Here is a 15598-nt window from a genome sequence, read left to right as displayed (position 1 = left end):
AACCGCCGCGCCAAAGGATCCAAGGGCGGCCGGCCTCCCGCCTTCGACCCCGAGACGTACAAGCGGCGCCACGCCGTCGAGTGCGGCATCAACCGCCTCAAACGCCACCGCGCTGTCGCCACCAGGTACGACAAACTCGCCGTCCGCTACGAAGCCACGATCCTCATCGCCGCCATCAACGAATGGCTCTGACCGACTTCGATACAAGCCCTAGTGTCCTGCGCCTGAAATTCGGCGGCAATATCATGCGAGGGATTCGAGGATCTCCTCTGCGGTCTTCTTCCATACGAACGGCCGAGGGTTGTTGTTCCACTGAGCGATCCAGTCGCGGATGTCCTTCTCCAGGGACTGGACGCTCTTGTGCACCCCGCGCCGGATGAGCTGGTCAGTGAGGAACCCGAACCACCGCTCCACCTGGTTGATCCAGGAGGAGCCGGTCGGGGTGAAGTGCATGTGGAACCGCGGATGGCGGGCCAGCCACGCCTTGATCGCCGGAGTTTTGTGAGTGCCGTAGTTGTCGCAGATCAGGTGGACGTCCAACTCGGTGGGAACCGTCTTGTCGATCGTGATCAGAAACTTCTTGAACTCGGCGGCGCGGTGCTGGCGGTGCAGCTCACCGATGACGGTGCCGTCTGCGACGTTGAACGCTGCGAACAGGCTCGTGATCCCGTTGCGGACGTAATCGTGGGTACGCCGCTCGGGCATGCCCGGCATCATCGGCAGCACTGGTTGCGACCGGTCCAGAGCTTGGATCTGGGACTTCTCATCCACGCAGAGCACCACCGCCCGCTCGGGCGGATTGTGGTACAGCCCCACGACATCGACGACCTTCTCCACAAACAGCGGATCGGTCGAGAGCTTGAAAGTCTCGGCCTGGTGGGGTTTCAGCCCGAAGTCCCGCCAGATCCGGCCGATCGTGGACTTCGACAGTCCGCTGCGACGAGCCATCGATGCCCGGGACCAGTGCGTGGCGTCTTCGGGCGTCCTTTCCAATGTGTCCACTACGACCCGCTCGACCTGGTCAAGGGTGACGGACGGTGGCCGGCCAGGCCGCTGTTCGTCTACGAGCCCATCAAGGCGCAGCTTGACGAACCGGTTGCGCCACTTGGACACCGTGTCGGGGTGGACCCGCAACTGCTGGGCGATCTGCTTGTTGTCCTTGCCGTCCGCGCACGCCAGCACGATCTTCGAGCGCATCGCCAGGACTTGCGAGGATTTACTGCGCCGCGCCCATCGCTGCAGAGCGGCGCGTTCGGCGTCGGTCAGCGTCAACCCGGCCTTTGGCCGCCCCGTCCGGGGCCTGTCTAGCAGGGCGTTGCTTCCACCTTGGGCATAGGCGGTCCGCCACCGGCGGACCGTCGCCACGCTCATACCGAGATCCCGTGCCACCTGCGCATTGCTGGCCCCGGACTGGGCACAGGCCAGTACGATCTTCGCTCGGCTCGCCAGCTCTGACGCTCCCGCTGTGAGGCCGTGCAGCCAAGTCCGCTCAGCATCGGTCAACTCAATCGGTACTGCGGACGGGCCCGGATTCCCCATACGCATCAGGATAAGTATTTATCCGACGAATTTCAGGCGTATGACACTAGGGGCCGCTCGCTAATTCATTCCGCATTGCTTAGGGGCTGAACTTTGTTTTCGAATTCGTCCGTGCCACTGCCTTAATTTCGGCTGGTGTTTTCCCAATTAGATACGAGAGATTTGCACCGGTGAGGTCTGCACCGGTTAACGTGGCATTGGTGAGATTAGCACCGGTCAGGTTTGCGCCAGTGAGTTTAGCGTCGGTTAGGTTGGCCCCTTGTAAGACTGCGCGGGTCAAGTTCGCGTGGTCCAGGTTCACCCTGTCGAGGTTCGCCTTGAGGAGCAGCGCATCGGTCAGGTCTGCATAGGGCAGAAGCGCATCCTCCAGATGCGCGTGGAGCAGGTTGGCGTTCGTCAGGGTTGCGCGAACCATCCTGGTGCCGCTCAGGGACGCATCGATCAAGTTCGCGTCGATTAAGTTCCCTCCGTTCAAGTCCGCCCTGCTCAGGTCCGCCCCCTCCAGGGCCCCACCTTGAAGGACTGCGTCCTTCAAGGTGGCATTGGTGAGGCTCACGTCTCGCATATTCGCATCAACCATGCTGGCCCCGGTCAGGTTCACGCCGGCTAGGTCCGCACTTGAGAGATCTGACGCGTGGAAATCCACTGCTGTGAGGTCTAACCTGGGGCGCGGTTGATAGTTGGTAGTGACCCGGTTCAACTCAGTCGTCACCCTTAGCGCGGCGGCCACGTCCACGAGCGCCTGCCCCTTGGTGATCTCCATTTTGGACGGGTGCGCATGGACCTGCACGTAGGCGTTGAGGACCTCCGTGATCGTGGCTCTGTCTCGGTCGGAGTCCGCTGCTAAGCGCTGCAGAGCATAGATCCCGCCAAGTCGAACATCGATTTTGGGTGAGCCGAGCTGTTCGACAGCCTTGGTGTAGCGATCCGTAACTTGCCCTTCCCGCGTCGCGTCCAGGGTCTTGGCGGATACGTCCAGGGTGCGAGCGGTATAGACGAGACCAGCGCCGGTGAAGCCGAGGCCACCGACGACGACGATCCCTGTCGCGGCCTGGAGCAATGTGGCACGAGCGGTATTGACCGCGTCGATCCGGTCCTTGACGGAGAGTCGCTTGCGGTCGCGCGCTGTCAGCTGGCCTGGCTCCCCTGCGAGCCACCGCGCGCCCGGACCGAGGAGCGCCACCATGGCGAGCGTCGTTACGATGGTCATGTCGGCCAAGCCGACGACCCACCGCAGCCATTCCGGGCCGGGCGCGTGAAGCCCGAGCCAGCTGATCTCCGCCAAGACCACCACGGCGGCAACCGTCATCAGGCCCTGTGTCCCCTTCATCCATCGCACCGTTCCATTCCAACCCGGCGGTTACCGCACTTGCATGCGTTTAACAGCGTTGACACCGGAGTGTGATGTATCGCCCCCGATGTGTGTCCTGACGCTGCGAGAAGATGGAGACGCTGACGAAGTCAGAAGGGGCATTAAAGGAACACCCTTGTCGATTGCGATCCGCTCTACATGATCGCGGAAGATCGAGCACCCAGAGCACGGCATTTGCGCGGGATGATCTTCGCTGTCCGGCTAATGAACTGCTGTTGCGTCGCAGTTCAGGGTCGGTATGGATGCGGCAACCGGTAGCGCTCTTTGAAACCGTATCGCAGCATAGGGCGCGGCTTTCGCGCGCACCAGGCGGATTCCTGCGGTCATTCGCTTGCATAGGTGATTGGGGGGTCAAGGCTCTCTCCGTCACGGAGACGTTTCACGCATACTCGTAGCAACTCACCGAGCTTCCGGAAAGCACGCGGCGAGGCAACCGTCATCACCTCGACGAACGTAGAGTCGTCGGACAATCCGCATGTCGACCCCCAGACAGCTGCAAACGGGTCGAGTATTAATTGGTGCCGCTGTTCGATCGAAAGCGCCTGGTATGGATCTCGCTCGTGGTATTCGTGTGCGGCTGAGAGATGTACGAGCGTGCAACCGACTATGTACATGCCCGTCGCTGAATGCCTCAGGCCGGGCACCATCTCATCCGCTAACCTAGCCATAGCGATGTCCCGCACAATCCCATGCCCCGGAGGCAACTCAGGGAACCGGCCATCGAGACCTGGGGCGAACGACCGCTCTACCCGCAATTCGCGGGTGGCGACGGGATCGTTGAGCAGAAATACCGCTCGCGCCAATGACTCAACCTGCATACGCAGCACAGAACCGGCCAGAGTCCACATTTCATTCTCGATGAGAAGTGGAAATGCTTTTTCGAGCTCGTCAGACCGGGTTTCAACCTGACGGCAGAATCGTTCAATAAACTGACTGTCGGCCACCACCCGATCATCGTAGCGGCGCATCCTGCTGGGCACCCCCGGCAAGGACACCGACGAAACCGGCGACACCCCGACGAGAAGCGCCCCGGAGTGCTTCGACGCCCTGATCGACCAGGGACTTCTCGCGGCCGGCGACAGGCTCGTGTGGCACCGTCCGCGAATCGGCGAGACTCAAGCCTTCCCCTGCCTGGAAGAAGCTCGTCGGCCAGGAGACCGACGGGTGGTCAGCGTGGCACCGGGAAAGCAACAATAGGTCCCTTAAGGATCTTCGGAAGTGAACTGAACTACTCGAGACAGCGACGCGACGGTAAAGCCCCGCTTGCAGGGCCTCGGCATAGTGGCTTGATGTCCGGTTCTGGGCCAGCTTCCGCGGGGCAGAGGACGGTGAGAGGCGGACAGTCGTCGACATGCGAACAGACACGATCCGAGTGATCATGAGGTTCTCGACGCCAAACGATCAGAGAAGACCGTGCCTGCCACTCATCATCCCCGATCTTCCCTGCCTTGAGCCAACTCGCCGATCTGACCGGGGACATAGCCACGCCCGGCGATGGACTGCGCGAGCCTGCTCGATCACCTCGCCGCGGTCCCCGACCCCCGCCAACGCCGTGGAATCCGGCATGCGTGGTGCACGCTGCTGGCCATCGCCGCGGTGGCCGTTGCCGCCGGAGCACGATCGCTAGGTGCCGTCGCCGAGTGGACGACCGATGCTCCCCCGCAGGTTCTGGCACTGCTCGGCGTACGCCGCGACCCGTTGACCGGCGACTTCCACGTCCCGCATGAAGCCACCATCCGCCGGGCCCTGGCCATCGTAGACGCCGACACGCTCGACGCCGCTGTCTGTTCATGGACCACTGCTCGGACCCTCGCCGGCGGCGCCGCCGGGACACCCAGGCGGGCGTTCGCGGTGGACGGCAAAAGTCTGCGTGGCGCCCGATCGGGCGGCGGCGAGGCCGTTCACCTGCTGTCTGTCGTGGACCATGCCACCGGTGCCGTCGTGGCCCAGACCGACGTGAACGGCAAGACCAACGAGATAACCCGGTTCCGGCCGCTGCTGAACAGCGTGGACCTGACAGGATGCGTGAGCACCGCGGATGCCTTGCATACCCAGCGCGACCACACGCAATTCCTCGTCGGTGAGAAGAACGCGCACTACCTGCTGATCGTCAAAAAGAACCAGCCGAGCCAGTACCAGCAGCCCACGGCCCTGCCCTGGCGCCAGGTCGAGATCGGTCACCGCAGCAAAGACCGCGGTCACGGCCGCGAGGAGCGCCGCACCGTCAAGGTGGTCAGCGTCGCCACCGAACTGCTGTTCCCCTACGCCCTGCAGGCCATGCAGATCAAACGCCAGGTCCGCGGTCTCAGCGCGGGAGCGAAATGGCGGACCGTGACCGTCTACGCGATCACCAGCCTTCCGCCCCGCCACGCCCGTCCCGCCGACCTGGCCGCCTGGATCCGCGGCCACTGGACCATCGAGAACAAGCTCCACTACGTCCGTGATGTCGCCTACGGTGAGGATCCTGGCCACCCTGCGCAACCTGGCCATCAGCGCTCTACGACTGGCTGGCGAGACCAACACTGCCCAGTCCGGGTCCACTTGCCACCGGAGAGCGGACCACCGGTCGGTGTGCTCAGAGTCGCTAGGGTTGCCGGCTACACGCTTCCGGGTGGCGCGTGGCGATCGTGACCAACGGGATGGCGGACAACCAGCTTGGGAAGATTCGGCGGACCGGGTTGGCCGAGGCAGTCGACGGCTACACGCTGTCGGGGGTCGAGGGCATCCGGAAGCCCGAGGTCGGCCCGTTCGAGATCGCGGCAAAGCGTTGCGACCTTAGTCTCACCCAGGGCGGATGGGTGATCGGCGACAACCTCACCGCTGACATAGCCGGCGGATGCGCCGCAGGTCTCCGTACGATCTGGATCGACCGGGGAACCTGGCCCGATCGTAAGCACAACGTCGATCACGTAGTCGGCGATGTGTTGGAGGCTATAGAGATCCTTCACGAGTACGGGTAGCGTAGCCCGGCACATACCTGGAGTTTCCGCAGGTGGAGAAGCGTGCCCTGCAGGACTCGAACCTGCGACCGTCGGACAGAAGAGAGGTTGTTCCTCGTGCGGAGACGACTCGGCTCATCCCAGTGAGGCTGGTGATGACCGACTGCATTACAGCGTGGCGACCCGCTCAGTGGTAGGCGGCGACTGCGGCGAGGTAGAGCGCGAGGCTGGTGGCGGCCGCACCTGCGCCGGTGAGGATGGCGTTGCCAAGGCCGGCGCCGGCCCAGCGGGCGAGCAGTGTGGCACCGACGGCGATGTTGAGCGTGATGGACAGAGCGAGCAGCAGGGACATGATCTGCACGAGACTCATCGAAAAGGGCTCCCGTCAAAGCGATGGATGTCCCCGGCGCCAGGGGTGAACACTTCGAAACTGCCTGTCCACACGGCCGTCTAGAAGGAGTTGCACCGGGAATCGACGCCAGAAGAGGCGAAACGGCTGCTCAGTTGCTTCGAGCGCGCACGTCGGAAGGTCGTGTCCAAAATGCCCGTCCACAGGGCAGGATGGACGCTAGACAGGGTGTCGAGGGAGACGGCTGTGACGGATCCTCCGGCGGGTGCACGAGACGGGGACTACTTCGTGCTACTCGCCGAACTGGTCGAGTTCCGCCGCGAGCGGCTGAGGGATGAGCCGTCGGCTCGTATCCTGGCCCGGGCCGCGGACGTCAGTCCGACCACAATCGGTAACTGGCTGCGGGGCAAGGGGTTCCCTCAGCGGCCTGATTCGCTGCTGGGCGTGCTGGCCGCGCTGCGGGCCCGGGCTCGAAGCGCAGGCCTGGACCAGGACGCCGGCGTGGCGATGCTGCTGGACGAGCGGCGCTGGCGGGCGGCCTATCAGGCCGAGGCCCAGCGTCGCGCGCAAGCGACGCGCACCGCGGTGCAGGCGCAGCAGGGCCGGGCTGTGCTGGACCGGATGCGGCCGGGCTGGCCGCTGGAATCGGTGACCGATCCGTTCCGCTTCGGCCTGGAAGTGCACCGCGCCATCGACGCCGGCACTGTCGGCCTGCCAGCGCTGCCTGCCTACGTTGAGCGCGATCATGATCGAGCACTACGCGATATCGTGAAGCACGCTGCCACTGGAGACAGCCGGATCGCGGTGCTGGTGGGAGGATCGTCAACGGGCAAGACCCGGGCCTGTTGGGAGGCGCTGCACTGGCTGCGGGCCCAGCCGGAGCCATGGCGGCTGTGGCATCCCATCGAACCGAGCCGTCCCGAGGCGGTGCTCGCCGATCTGGCCAGGATTGGCCCGCACACGGTGATATGGCTCAACGAGGCCCAATTCTATTTACAGGACGGGGAACGGGGCGAGCGGGTGGCGGCCGCGCTGCGGAACCTATTACGTAACGCGCGTCGGGGACCGGTGCTGGTGCTGGCCACCTTGTGGCCCGAATATTGGTACACCTTGACCCGCTGGGCCGAACCGGACCGGCACGCCCACGCGCGGGAACTGCTCACCGGGGCCGACATTGAGGTACCTGCCGCCTTCACTGGCACCGATATGGGCGCGCTCGCTCTTCAGGTTGGTAAGGATTCCCGTCTCGCAAAGGCGGCTGATCACGCCCGGGATGGTCGGATCACCCAGTATCTGGCCGGAGCGCCGGTCCTGATGAGCCGCTACCGCAACGCGCCACCGGCGGCTAAGGAACTGATCCACGCCGCGATGGACGCCCGCCGGCTCGGCTGTGGACAGGAGCTTCCGTGGGCGTTGCTGGTTGAGGCCGTCCCCTACTATCTGGCCGATGCCGACTGGGAGCAGTTGGACGCCGATCGCTGGTCGGATGAGGCAGTGGCATACCTGGCCCCGCCTGGCAAGGCAATCCAAAAGATCTTCACCCGCGTCACGAGTAGACCACCTCCCGGCGGCTCCAACCGCGCCGAGCGGACCGGCCGGGCCGCCCCTGCCCAGTTTGCCGGACCACAGACCGGACCGATGTACGTGCTGGCCGACTACCTCGACCAGCACGGTGCCCGCGACCGCGCCGACCGACTGCCGCCCGAAGAATTCTGGACCGTGGCCGCTCTGCATGCCCTGCCCGGCGACCTCGCCGCCCTCGGCCGGGCGGCGCAGGCGCGTGGCCTATATCGCGAGGCGGCCCAATTGTGGAAGCACGCCACCCGTTACGGTGACACCCGCGCCGCCGCCGACCTTATTGAGCACGTCCGCGCCCTCGATGACGTCATCCATGACGCCGCTGGCTGGGCCGCTACCTACGCCGCCCTTGATGCCCCAGACGCGGTGAGCGACTTACTGCACAATCTGTGGCAGGCCAGAACGTGGGGGCCGATCGGTACGCTGCTGGCGCGCGACCCTGCCGGACAGGCGACCCTTGAACACGCCGCCCACGTGGCCGACTTGCTAAGCGTGCTGCATCGGCTGGGAGCGCACGAGCAGGTCATGAAACTGGCCGGTCGCGCCGCCGAGGACGTCGCCCTCGATCACGTAGAGGCGACGGGATGGCTGCTAAGCACGTTGCGGGAGGTGAAGGCGGGCGAACAGCTCACGGCGCTGGCCCGGCGCGCCGCTGCGCGCTCTCCCCTCGATCTCATGACGGCCGTGGTCGAGCTGCTGAAGGTGCTGCGGAAGGTGGGAGCCGACGAGCAGTTCATGGTGCTGGCTGGCCGGGCCGCCGCTCACGTGTCCTTCGATGAGCCGTCAGAGGTGGCCAGCCTACTGACAGGCTTTCGCGAGCTCGATGCCGACGGGCAGATCGCCGCGCTCCTTCAACGCGACCCGGCCGCGAATGCTGCCCTCGATCATCCAGACGCCGTGAAGAAACTGCTGTACGCGCTGCGGAATCTGGACCTGGACGAAGGTGTCAGCCTGCTGGCCCGTCCGCGCGACCTGGGGCCCGTCGACCGTCACGTCAGTGTGCTGGCCGCCCGGGCCGCCATGCACGTTCCGGTCGACGACGTCGAGGCCGTGCGCGACCTGCTGAGCACGCTGTATCACCTTGGGGCGGACGAGCAGATGCGGTTGCTGCTGATCCGTCGCGGTTCCGCGGCGCAAGTCCCCCTCGATGACGGGGCCGCCGTGACTAGGCCGCTGGCAAGGGCACGGAACCTGGATGTGCGCGAGCACACCACGACGTTGACCGGCCACGCCGGCATTGCGCACATCCCGATCGACGACCCTGCGACCGTGGCCGACCTCCTGCAGCGGCAGGAGCGTGCCGGAGACAGCGAACAGAGCGCAGTGCTCCTGGCCCGTGACCCTGCGGGACAGGTCTGCATCGACGAGATGAGCGCCGTGACCTGGCTCCTGGAGACGCTGCACGCTATCGGTGAGGACAAGCAGGTCACGCGGCTGGCTGACCGCGCCGTCGACCTCGTCGCGATTGACGACCCCAGCGCCGTGGCGACGCTGCTGACCAGCCTGCGCGAGGTCCGGGCCGATGACCACATCAAGACGCTGCTGAACCGCGACCCTGCCGCTCACGCCGCGCTGGGCCACCCAGCCGCTGTGGCCCGCCTGCTCAGCAGCCTTGACGAGGTCGATGCCGTCGAACAAGTGCGCGCATTGGCGGCCCGAGCCGTTGACGCGGCCGTCGACGATCCACAAGCCGTGGTAAAGCTGCTGATCGGATTGCATCATGTCCAAGCCGGTCAGCAAATCCGCACGCTGGCCGACAGGGCCGCGAGACACGCGACCCTCGACAATTTCTCAGCCGCAGCCACGCTGCTCAAAGCCTTGCGGGAACTCGCGCTCCAGCAACAGGTGACCGTCCTGATCAAACGGCTTTGCGCAGCAGGGCACTACCAACGGAGCCATGAAGGCAATCAGACGGATTTGTCCACTTTTGGACTTAAATCGGACGGAAGCCCCGCCGACAAATGGATGTGGCACGACGTGTGTTGACGCTGGAAAAGACCCGATCGCAGAGCAACAAGCGGTTCACGGACTCGGGGGAGGGGCAAGCCGGCGGTCCCCCGGGGGATGACGTCGCCTGGCCAGGGGTCACATGGGCGGGTGTCGGTTGCGATGCCCTGTTCAGTCGACTTCTGGCGACGGACGAGCATGACGAAGGTCCAACTGGGCCTCCCTGACTGCCTCTTTGGCATTTTTCATCGCCTTAAGCAGGTTCTCGTACGCTGCCGGGTTCTTGCTCTTCTTAGTGCTCTTGATGAGCTCCACGTAAAGTTGGACCCTTCTCTTATGCACACGTACCAGCTCGTCCGCTGGCGATCTCGGGTCAGCATCGAGATCCTCAGCCTGCCTGTTCAACTGCCGTAACTCGGCGTGGATGCCGACACGGCGCAACTCAGCTGATGGACTTTCCGCTTCGGGCCAATCGGAATCCGCCCGTACCTCCCGGTATCGCACCAGCCAGTGGTCGAGCTGTTTCGGCTCTATGCGCGGCCGTGGCGGCGTACGACGGGAAGCGATCAGACGGCGCTGGACCTTTTTCGGGCTCTGATCGAGAGCTTGCGCGATCTTGGCCTGGTCCCATCCCTGCTTGTCGAGATAAGCCACGGCCAGATTCTGCAGGTCCTCGGTGATCGTGCTCACCTGCCGGATAGTTTCGGCCAAGTACTCCTCGTCCGCCGCATCCTCAGGGGTAGAGGCGCTCTGGACGATCACTAGTCGGGCCGCTTGGCCGACCAGCTCACGGGCAAGGAGGCAGACTTCCGTCCGCGCCAGTTCAGCGGGCTGAGCAGCTTCCTTTGAGGAGGTTGGAGCCCGGGAGGTGAAGCGGCCCTGGGAATCATGCGGCACAGGTTCGGCCAGCTCACGCCTGGCGTCCTCTACAGCATCGTCGACCAGATGGGCCTGCGGCAGGCAGGCGTCCACCTCAGACCGCAGCCACCTCTTCGGGTGTGTACGGATCGGGCCAGGGAGATCTCCACGTCGCACCCGCTGCCCCAGAGCTGCCTTAGACAGCCCCCACCGTGCGCACAGCTCCTGCTCGTCGATCAGTTCTTCTTCGGTGAAACCCTCACCGGTGAGTCGGCTGCGCATCAGCCTACCCGTACGGAGAGGGTGAGGTACCCGTTGACCGCGACACGAGAGATCAGGGTAGTCACCGCGTTACGCAGCTTCTTGACCAGCGGCGGGACCAGCACAAGCACCACGATGATTACCCACGGTGCGCCCGGCGCGGGGAGGAAGCCGAGATCACAAATGAGCGTGTGATCGAGGGAAGGCTCGACGGGCATCGACACTCCTTTGAACGATGTTGATGTTGTCGCCATCATGACCGTGCGAGAGGCTGGCGAGACCTGAACTCCCGTTATTCCCGAAACCGCGACATAGTTGGGATACCCCCGCTGAGCTGGGTAAATGAGGGCTCTGTCTTGGCAAAAATTGATGCGTCGGCCATCACCGTGGTTTCGTGGATCAGCTGGTTCCTGATGAGCTCTGGGAGCTGTTCCAGCGGGTGGAGCCGCCGACGCGGCAGCAGGGTGGTGGGCGGCGGCGGGCCGATGACCGCCTGATCCTGGCAGGGATCGTGTTCGTGGCCGCTACCGGATGCACCTGGCGCCACCGCGGGATATGTGCGAGATGATCTTCCTGGGTCGGTCCCCTGGCTGAAGCTGATCCGCAGGTCACGGCCGGTATCGGCGGAGTAACTGTAGTGCTCTTGAAAACCGCTAGGCCGGAGGCTGGATGATTGGAGACAACCTCATCGCGGACGTCGCCGGCGGACGCGCTGCCGGACTCCGCACGATCTGGATCGACCGGGGTGCGTGGCCGGACCAGGAACACGACGCGGACTATGTCGTTACCGACGTGCTTCAGGCGATGGAGATCCTGCACAGCGAGGCCTGACAGACGGGTTCCGCCACAGCTCATGGTGACTGCTGTACAGCAGCGCCGTACAGCAACGTCCCCGTACACGATCACACTGCACCGGCCCGCACCTACCGCCCGAGCAGGACGGCAAGTCATCCACCAGGGACCTGCCTTTCCCTCGTAATGAAGGGGTCCGGGTTCGGATCTCGATGGTGGACGACTCGATTGGGGTTTTCTGCGTCAGTTTATCCACTTATCGGTCAGTTCGATGCTGGGCGGTCGGTGCTGGTTGGTTGCGTTTCGTTTGGCTGCTGGTAAAGGGTGAGGTGTCTAGCCTTAGGATGCCGGGGGGCGGTACTTGTAATGATGCATGCATCTATGCCGTGATGTGGGGTGTGCGGGCGGGGCTAGTGGTTGATCGGTTGCTGGTGGACATCGGCGGTGATGGCCGGTTGTCGGTGGCGGTGTGGCTGGCCGGGGAGCAGTTCCCGAGGTCGGCAGGGGGTCCGGTCGAGGTGGCCTGGCCGCTTGACGAGCAGGCGTTAGAGGATCTGCGCTGGTATTTGGAGGACTATCTCCGTTACCCCTTCGCGGTCTATTCCGATCGCGGTTCGGATATCGCTGCGAAATTGCCCGCTTGGGGTGAGGGTGTGTTTGGGGCGGTGTTCGGGTCGGCGCCGTTTCGGGCCGCGTACGCGGCTGTGCGGGCGCGGGGAAATGCGGTCGAGGTGGTCGTCCAGTCGACCGTGGCGCAGCGGCTGGGCCTGCCTTGGGAGTTGATGCGTGACCCTGTGCGGGGGATACCGCTGGTGCTGGATCAGGTCGCGTTGACCCGCAGCCTGCCGACGGCTGACCTGACGGAAGCGTTTCCCGCGGGCGGCACGCGGCTGCGGGTGCTGATGGTGATCTCCCGCCCGGCTGGCGAGCGTGATGTTGGCTATCAGATGATCGCCCGGCCGTTGGTCGAGCGGCTGGATGCGGTTCGCGGCAACGTCGACCTGGTCGTGCTGCGCCCGCCTACGTTAGAGCGGTTGCAGGAGGTCCTGGCGGAGGCGGTCGAGGCAGGCGAGCCGTTCCAGGTGGTGCATTTCGACGGCCACGGAGTGTTCGGCGACGGGCGCGTCCCCTCGGCTGGGTGGGACCCGCTGAGCTTCCAGGGACCGGTCCCGAGGGGGATGCTGGCGTTCGAGACCAGCAGCGGCGGCCCCGATCTGGTGCCGGCGGAGAAGGTGGCGCAGGTGCTGTCACACGGGCGGGTGCCGGTGGTGGTGTTGAACGCCTGCCAGTCTGGCCAGGTGGGCGGACAGGTGGAGGCGGCGGTCGCGACCAGGCTGGTGCAGGGCGGAGCGGCGTCGGTGGTCGCGATGGCCTATAGCGTGTACGCGGTCGCGGCGGCGGAGTTCATGACTGCCTTCTACGAGCGGCTGTTTGCCGGAGACCGGGTTGCCGACGCGGTCACCGCCGGTCGTGCCCGTCTGGCGTTGCGCAATGAGCGACCCAGCCCCAAAGGCAAACTGCCGCTGGCGGACTGGGTGGTACCGGTGCATTACCTGCGCCGCGACGTCAGGTTCCCCAATCTGCGGACCGAGCGCCGAGGTGCGTCCCTGGATGACATGCTCGACCGGCTGCGCATCGGCTCGGACGGCAGCGCTGCGGTGGAGGATGATCTGGCTGCGGTGGGGACGTTCGTGGGCCGTGACGGCCTGTTCTACACCCTGGAGGTCGCGGCCCGGCTGCAGCGGGTGGTGATCCTGCACGGTCCCGGTGGGACGGGTAAGACCGAGCTGGCCAAGGCGTTCGGCCGGTGGTGGCGCGACACCAGCGGCGTCGACGACCCGGAGTGGGTGATCTGGCATTCCTTCGAGCCCGGGGTGGCCTCCTTCGGCCTGGACGGTGTGATCAATACCATCGGGCTGCGCGTCTTCGGCGCTGACTTCGCCCTCGCCGACACCGAAGAGCGCCGCCGCATCGTGCAGCGGCTCCTGGCCGAGTATCGGCTGTTGCTGATCTGGGACAACTTCGAATCCGTGCACTCCATGCCCGACCCCACGGCGGCCACCCCGCCGCTGGCCGACACCCAGCTGGAGGAGCTGCGGCAGTTCCTCCACCAACTCGCCCAACTAGGCAGGAGCTCCATCCTGATCACCAGCCGTACCCCGGAGACCTGGCTCGGCCCGGAGTTGCGACGGATTGAGGTCGGTGGGCTGAGCGAGGATGAGGCGATCGACCACGCCGACCATCTCCTGCTGCCCTTCCCAAACTCCCGGCGGCGTCGGCAAAGACCGGCGTTCGCCGAGCTGATGGAGTGGCTGGACGGCTACCCCCTGGCGATGCGGCTGGTCCTGCCGCACCTCGACGGCACCGGACCCGACATACTGCTGGCCGCCTTGCAGGGCACCGCACCCTTACCAGGGAGCGACGACGGCGACCGCACCACCTCCCTGTCGGCCGGCGTCGCCTACTCCTTCACCCATCTTCCGCCCGACGACCAGCAGGCCCTGGCCGCGGTCGCACTGTTCCACGGCGTCGCCAGTGCCAACGTTCTCGCCACGATGTCGCTGGTACCGGAGGCCCCGGCGCAGTTTCGCGGCCGAAGCCTTGACGATTGGGGACGCGTCCTAGACCGGGCCACCGCCGTCGGACTCCTCACGTCCCTGGGCCACGGCATGTACCGAATCCACCCAGCCCTACCCGCCCACCTGATCGACAGGTGGCGTCTCGACCACCCCGACGGGTTCGACAAGCAGCACGCCGCTGCCACCCGGGCTCTCTTAGACGCCTACGCCGCCCTCAGCCAATGGCTGGGCCAGCAGATCTCCCGCGGAAACGCACAGCTGGCGATCGCGGTGATCGATCTACAACGCCGAAGCCTGGGCAGCATGCTCGTGCACGCCCTTGACCACCAGCTGTGGCAGCACGCTCAAGCCATTATCGAGCCTCTGAACGAGTATTGGGACTTTCGGGGACTGAGGGAGGAGGCCCAAGGGTGGGCGGACCGCATACGCGACGCCCTGGAGACCCCCGATGGAACCCCACCCAGCCTCGATACGGACGCCGGCGGACTGTGGCTGTTCATCGTCGGCAGCGAAGCCAACCGGCAACTACGCGCTCACCGGCTCGACCACGCCCAAAACACCTGCCTCGCCATCCTCCAGGCTCTGCAACAACAAACCCCCCAGCCGCTCAGCCACATTGCCGGCGCCCACCACCAACTCGGAATGCTTGCGCAAGGGCGGGGCCGGTTGGATGAGGCCGAGGACTGGTATCGCAAGTCCCTGGCCATCAAAGAGGAGATCGGCGACCAGCCCGGCATCGCCGCCACCTATCACCAGCTCGGCATGGTTGCGCAGGATCGGGGCCGGTTGGATGAGGCCGAGGACTGGTCTCGCAAGTCCCTGGCCATCAAAGAGGAGATCGGCAACCAGCCCGGCATGGCCTCCAGCTATCACCTACTCGGCATGGTTGCGCAAGAGCAGGGCCGGTGGGATGAAGCCGAGGACTGGTACGGCAAGTCCCTGGCCCTCAAAGAGGAGATCGGCGACCAGCCCGGCATGGCCGCCACCTATCACCAGCTCGGCTGGGTTACGCAGGATCGGGGCCGGTGGGATGAAGCCGAGGACTGGTATCGCAAGTCCCTGGCCATCAGCGAGGAGCTCCGCAACCGGCACGACACCGCCTCCAGCTATCACCAGCTCGGCAACGTCGCGCTCTACCAGAACCGATTGGATGAGGCCGACGACTGGTATCGCACGGTACTGACCATAAGAGAGGAGATCGGCGACAGGCCCGGGGTGGCCTCCAGCTATCACCAGCTCGGCAACGTCGCGTTTTACCAGAACCGATTGGATGAGGCCGAGGACTGGTATCGCAAGTCCCTGGCCATCAGCGAGGAGATCGGCGACCGGCCCGGGGTGGCCTCCAGCTATCACCATCTCGGCAACGTCGCATATATGCGGGGCC

11 protein-coding genes and 2 pseudogenes are annotated in these 15598 nt (G+C 65.1%); 7 read left to right on the top strand and 6 right to left on the bottom strand.

Going from position 1 to position 15598, the window contains the following annotated elements:
- A pseudogene (locus tag Mam01_RS35370) lies at positions 1-192 on the top strand (hypothetical protein); the annotation flags it as partial.
- A 51-nt stretch (positions 193-243) separates the two neighbouring features.
- Here Mam01_RS35370 and Mam01_RS35365 read toward each other — a convergent pair.
- The 3 genes from Mam01_RS35365 to Mam01_RS35355 all read right to left on the bottom strand — a co-directional run bounded on the left by Mam01_RS35365 (position 244) and on the right by Mam01_RS35355 (position 3879).
- On the bottom strand, positions 244-1539 hold the full coding sequence (locus Mam01_RS35365; protein ID WP_204289588.1) for an IS630 family transposase: 1296 nt from the start codon (positions 1537-1539) through the stop codon (positions 244-246).
- A gap of 79 nt (positions 1540-1618) precedes the next feature.
- Positions 1619-2869 carry a pentapeptide repeat-containing protein gene (locus tag Mam01_RS35360; RefSeq protein WP_204289587.1) on the bottom strand — a complete coding sequence of 417 codons (1251 nt, stop codon included), beginning with the start codon at positions 2867-2869 and terminating at the stop codon, positions 1619-1621.
- A 365-nt stretch (positions 2870-3234) separates the two neighbouring features.
- Positions 3235-3879 carry a hypothetical protein gene (locus Mam01_RS35355; protein WP_204289586.1) on the bottom strand — a complete coding sequence of 215 codons (645 nt, stop codon included), beginning with the start codon at positions 3877-3879 and terminating at the stop codon, positions 3235-3237.
- 526 nt (positions 3880-4405) lie between these two features.
- On the opposite strand from Mam01_RS35355, the gene Mam01_RS35350 reads away from it, so the two are divergent.
- A complete protein-coding gene (locus tag Mam01_RS35350) occupies positions 4406-5542 on the top strand; it encodes an ISAs1 family transposase (protein ID WP_204289585.1) in 1137 nt (378 codons plus the stop codon).
- Entirely contained in the window at positions 5530-5871 is a 342-nt protein-coding gene (locus Mam01_RS35345) for an HAD family hydrolase (RefSeq protein ID WP_239101858.1), read from the top strand. Before Mam01_RS35350 ends, Mam01_RS35345 begins: the two co-directional genes overlap by 13 nt.
- Before the next feature lie 166 nt (positions 5872-6037).
- On the opposite strand, the gene Mam01_RS35340 is transcribed toward Mam01_RS35345, so the two are convergent.
- Entirely contained in the window at positions 6038-6220 is a 183-nt protein-coding gene (locus Mam01_RS35340; protein ID WP_204289584.1) for a hypothetical protein, read from the bottom strand.
- A gap of 225 nt (positions 6221-6445) precedes the next feature.
- Here Mam01_RS35340 and Mam01_RS35335 point away from each other — a divergent pair, with 225 nt between their 5' ends.
- A complete protein-coding gene (locus Mam01_RS35335) occupies positions 6446-9763 on the top strand; it encodes a hypothetical protein (RefSeq protein ID WP_204289583.1) in 3318 nt (1105 codons plus the stop codon).
- A 132-nt stretch (positions 9764-9895) separates the two neighbouring features.
- Here Mam01_RS35335 and Mam01_RS35330 read toward each other — a convergent pair whose 3' ends face one another.
- Both Mam01_RS35330 and Mam01_RS35325 read right to left on the bottom strand, forming a co-directional pair.
- Positions 9896-10864: a helix-turn-helix transcriptional regulator gene (locus tag Mam01_RS35330; protein WP_204289582.1), complete on the bottom strand. Its 969-nt coding sequence runs from the start codon at positions 10862-10864 to the stop codon at positions 9896-9898.
- On the bottom strand, positions 10864-11061 hold the full coding sequence (locus tag Mam01_RS35325) for a hypothetical protein (RefSeq protein WP_204289581.1): 198 nt from the start codon (positions 11059-11061) through the stop codon (positions 10864-10866). Before Mam01_RS35325 ends, Mam01_RS35330 begins: the two co-directional genes overlap by 1 nt.
- A gap of 176 nt (positions 11062-11237) precedes the next feature.
- On the opposite strand from Mam01_RS35325, the pseudogene Mam01_RS35320 reads away from it, so the two are divergent.
- The 3 genes and pseudogenes from Mam01_RS35320 to Mam01_RS35310 form a co-directional block, all read left to right on the top strand.
- Positions 11238-11384 (top strand): annotated as a pseudogene (locus tag Mam01_RS35320) (transposase); the annotation flags it as partial.
- A 128-nt stretch (positions 11385-11512) separates the two neighbouring features.
- A complete protein-coding gene (locus Mam01_RS35315) occupies positions 11513-11674 on the top strand; it encodes an HAD hydrolase-like protein (RefSeq protein WP_204289580.1) in 162 nt (53 codons plus the stop codon).
- Positions 11675-12066: 392 nt separating this feature from the next.
- A partial coding sequence (locus tag Mam01_RS35310; protein WP_239101859.1) for a CHAT domain-containing tetratricopeptide repeat protein occupies positions 12067-15598 on the top strand: 3532 nt, incomplete at its 3' end.

Source organism: Microbispora amethystogenes (assembly GCF_016863015.1).
Classification (GTDB): Bacteria; Actinomycetota; Actinomycetes; order Streptosporangiales; family Streptosporangiaceae; genus Microbispora; species Microbispora amethystogenes.
Note: the sequence above shows the minus strand (reverse complement) of the source record. Positions and strands in the feature narration are given on the sequence as shown.

Coding starts and splice junctions, on each gene's coding strand:
- Mam01_RS35365 (WP_204289588.1), bottom strand. CDS start 1,539: ATGGGGAATCCGGGCCCGTCCGCAGTACCGATTGAGTTGACCGATGCT.
- Mam01_RS35360 (WP_204289587.1), bottom strand. CDS start 2,869: ATGAAGGGGACACAGGGCCTGATGACGGTTGCCGCCGTGGTGGTCTTG.
- Mam01_RS35355 (WP_204289586.1), bottom strand. CDS start 3,879: ATGCGCCGCTACGATGATCGGGTGGTGGCCGACAGTCAGTTTATTGAA.
- Mam01_RS35350 (WP_204289585.1), top strand. CDS start 4,406: ATGGACTGCGCGAGCCTGCTCGATCACCTCGCCGCGGTCCCCGACCCC.
- Mam01_RS35340 (WP_204289584.1), bottom strand. CDS start 6,220: ATGAGTCTCGTGCAGATCATGTCCCTGCTGCTCGCTCTGTCCATCACG.
- Mam01_RS35330 (WP_204289582.1), bottom strand. CDS start 10,864: ATGCGCAGCCGACTCACCGGTGAGGGTTTCACCGAAGAAGAACTGATC.
- Mam01_RS35325 (WP_204289581.1), bottom strand. CDS start 11,061: ATGCCCGTCGAGCCTTCCCTCGATCACACGCTCATTTGTGATCTCGGC.
- Mam01_RS35315 (WP_204289580.1), top strand. CDS start 11,513: ATGATTGGAGACAACCTCATCGCGGACGTCGCCGGCGGACGCGCTGCC.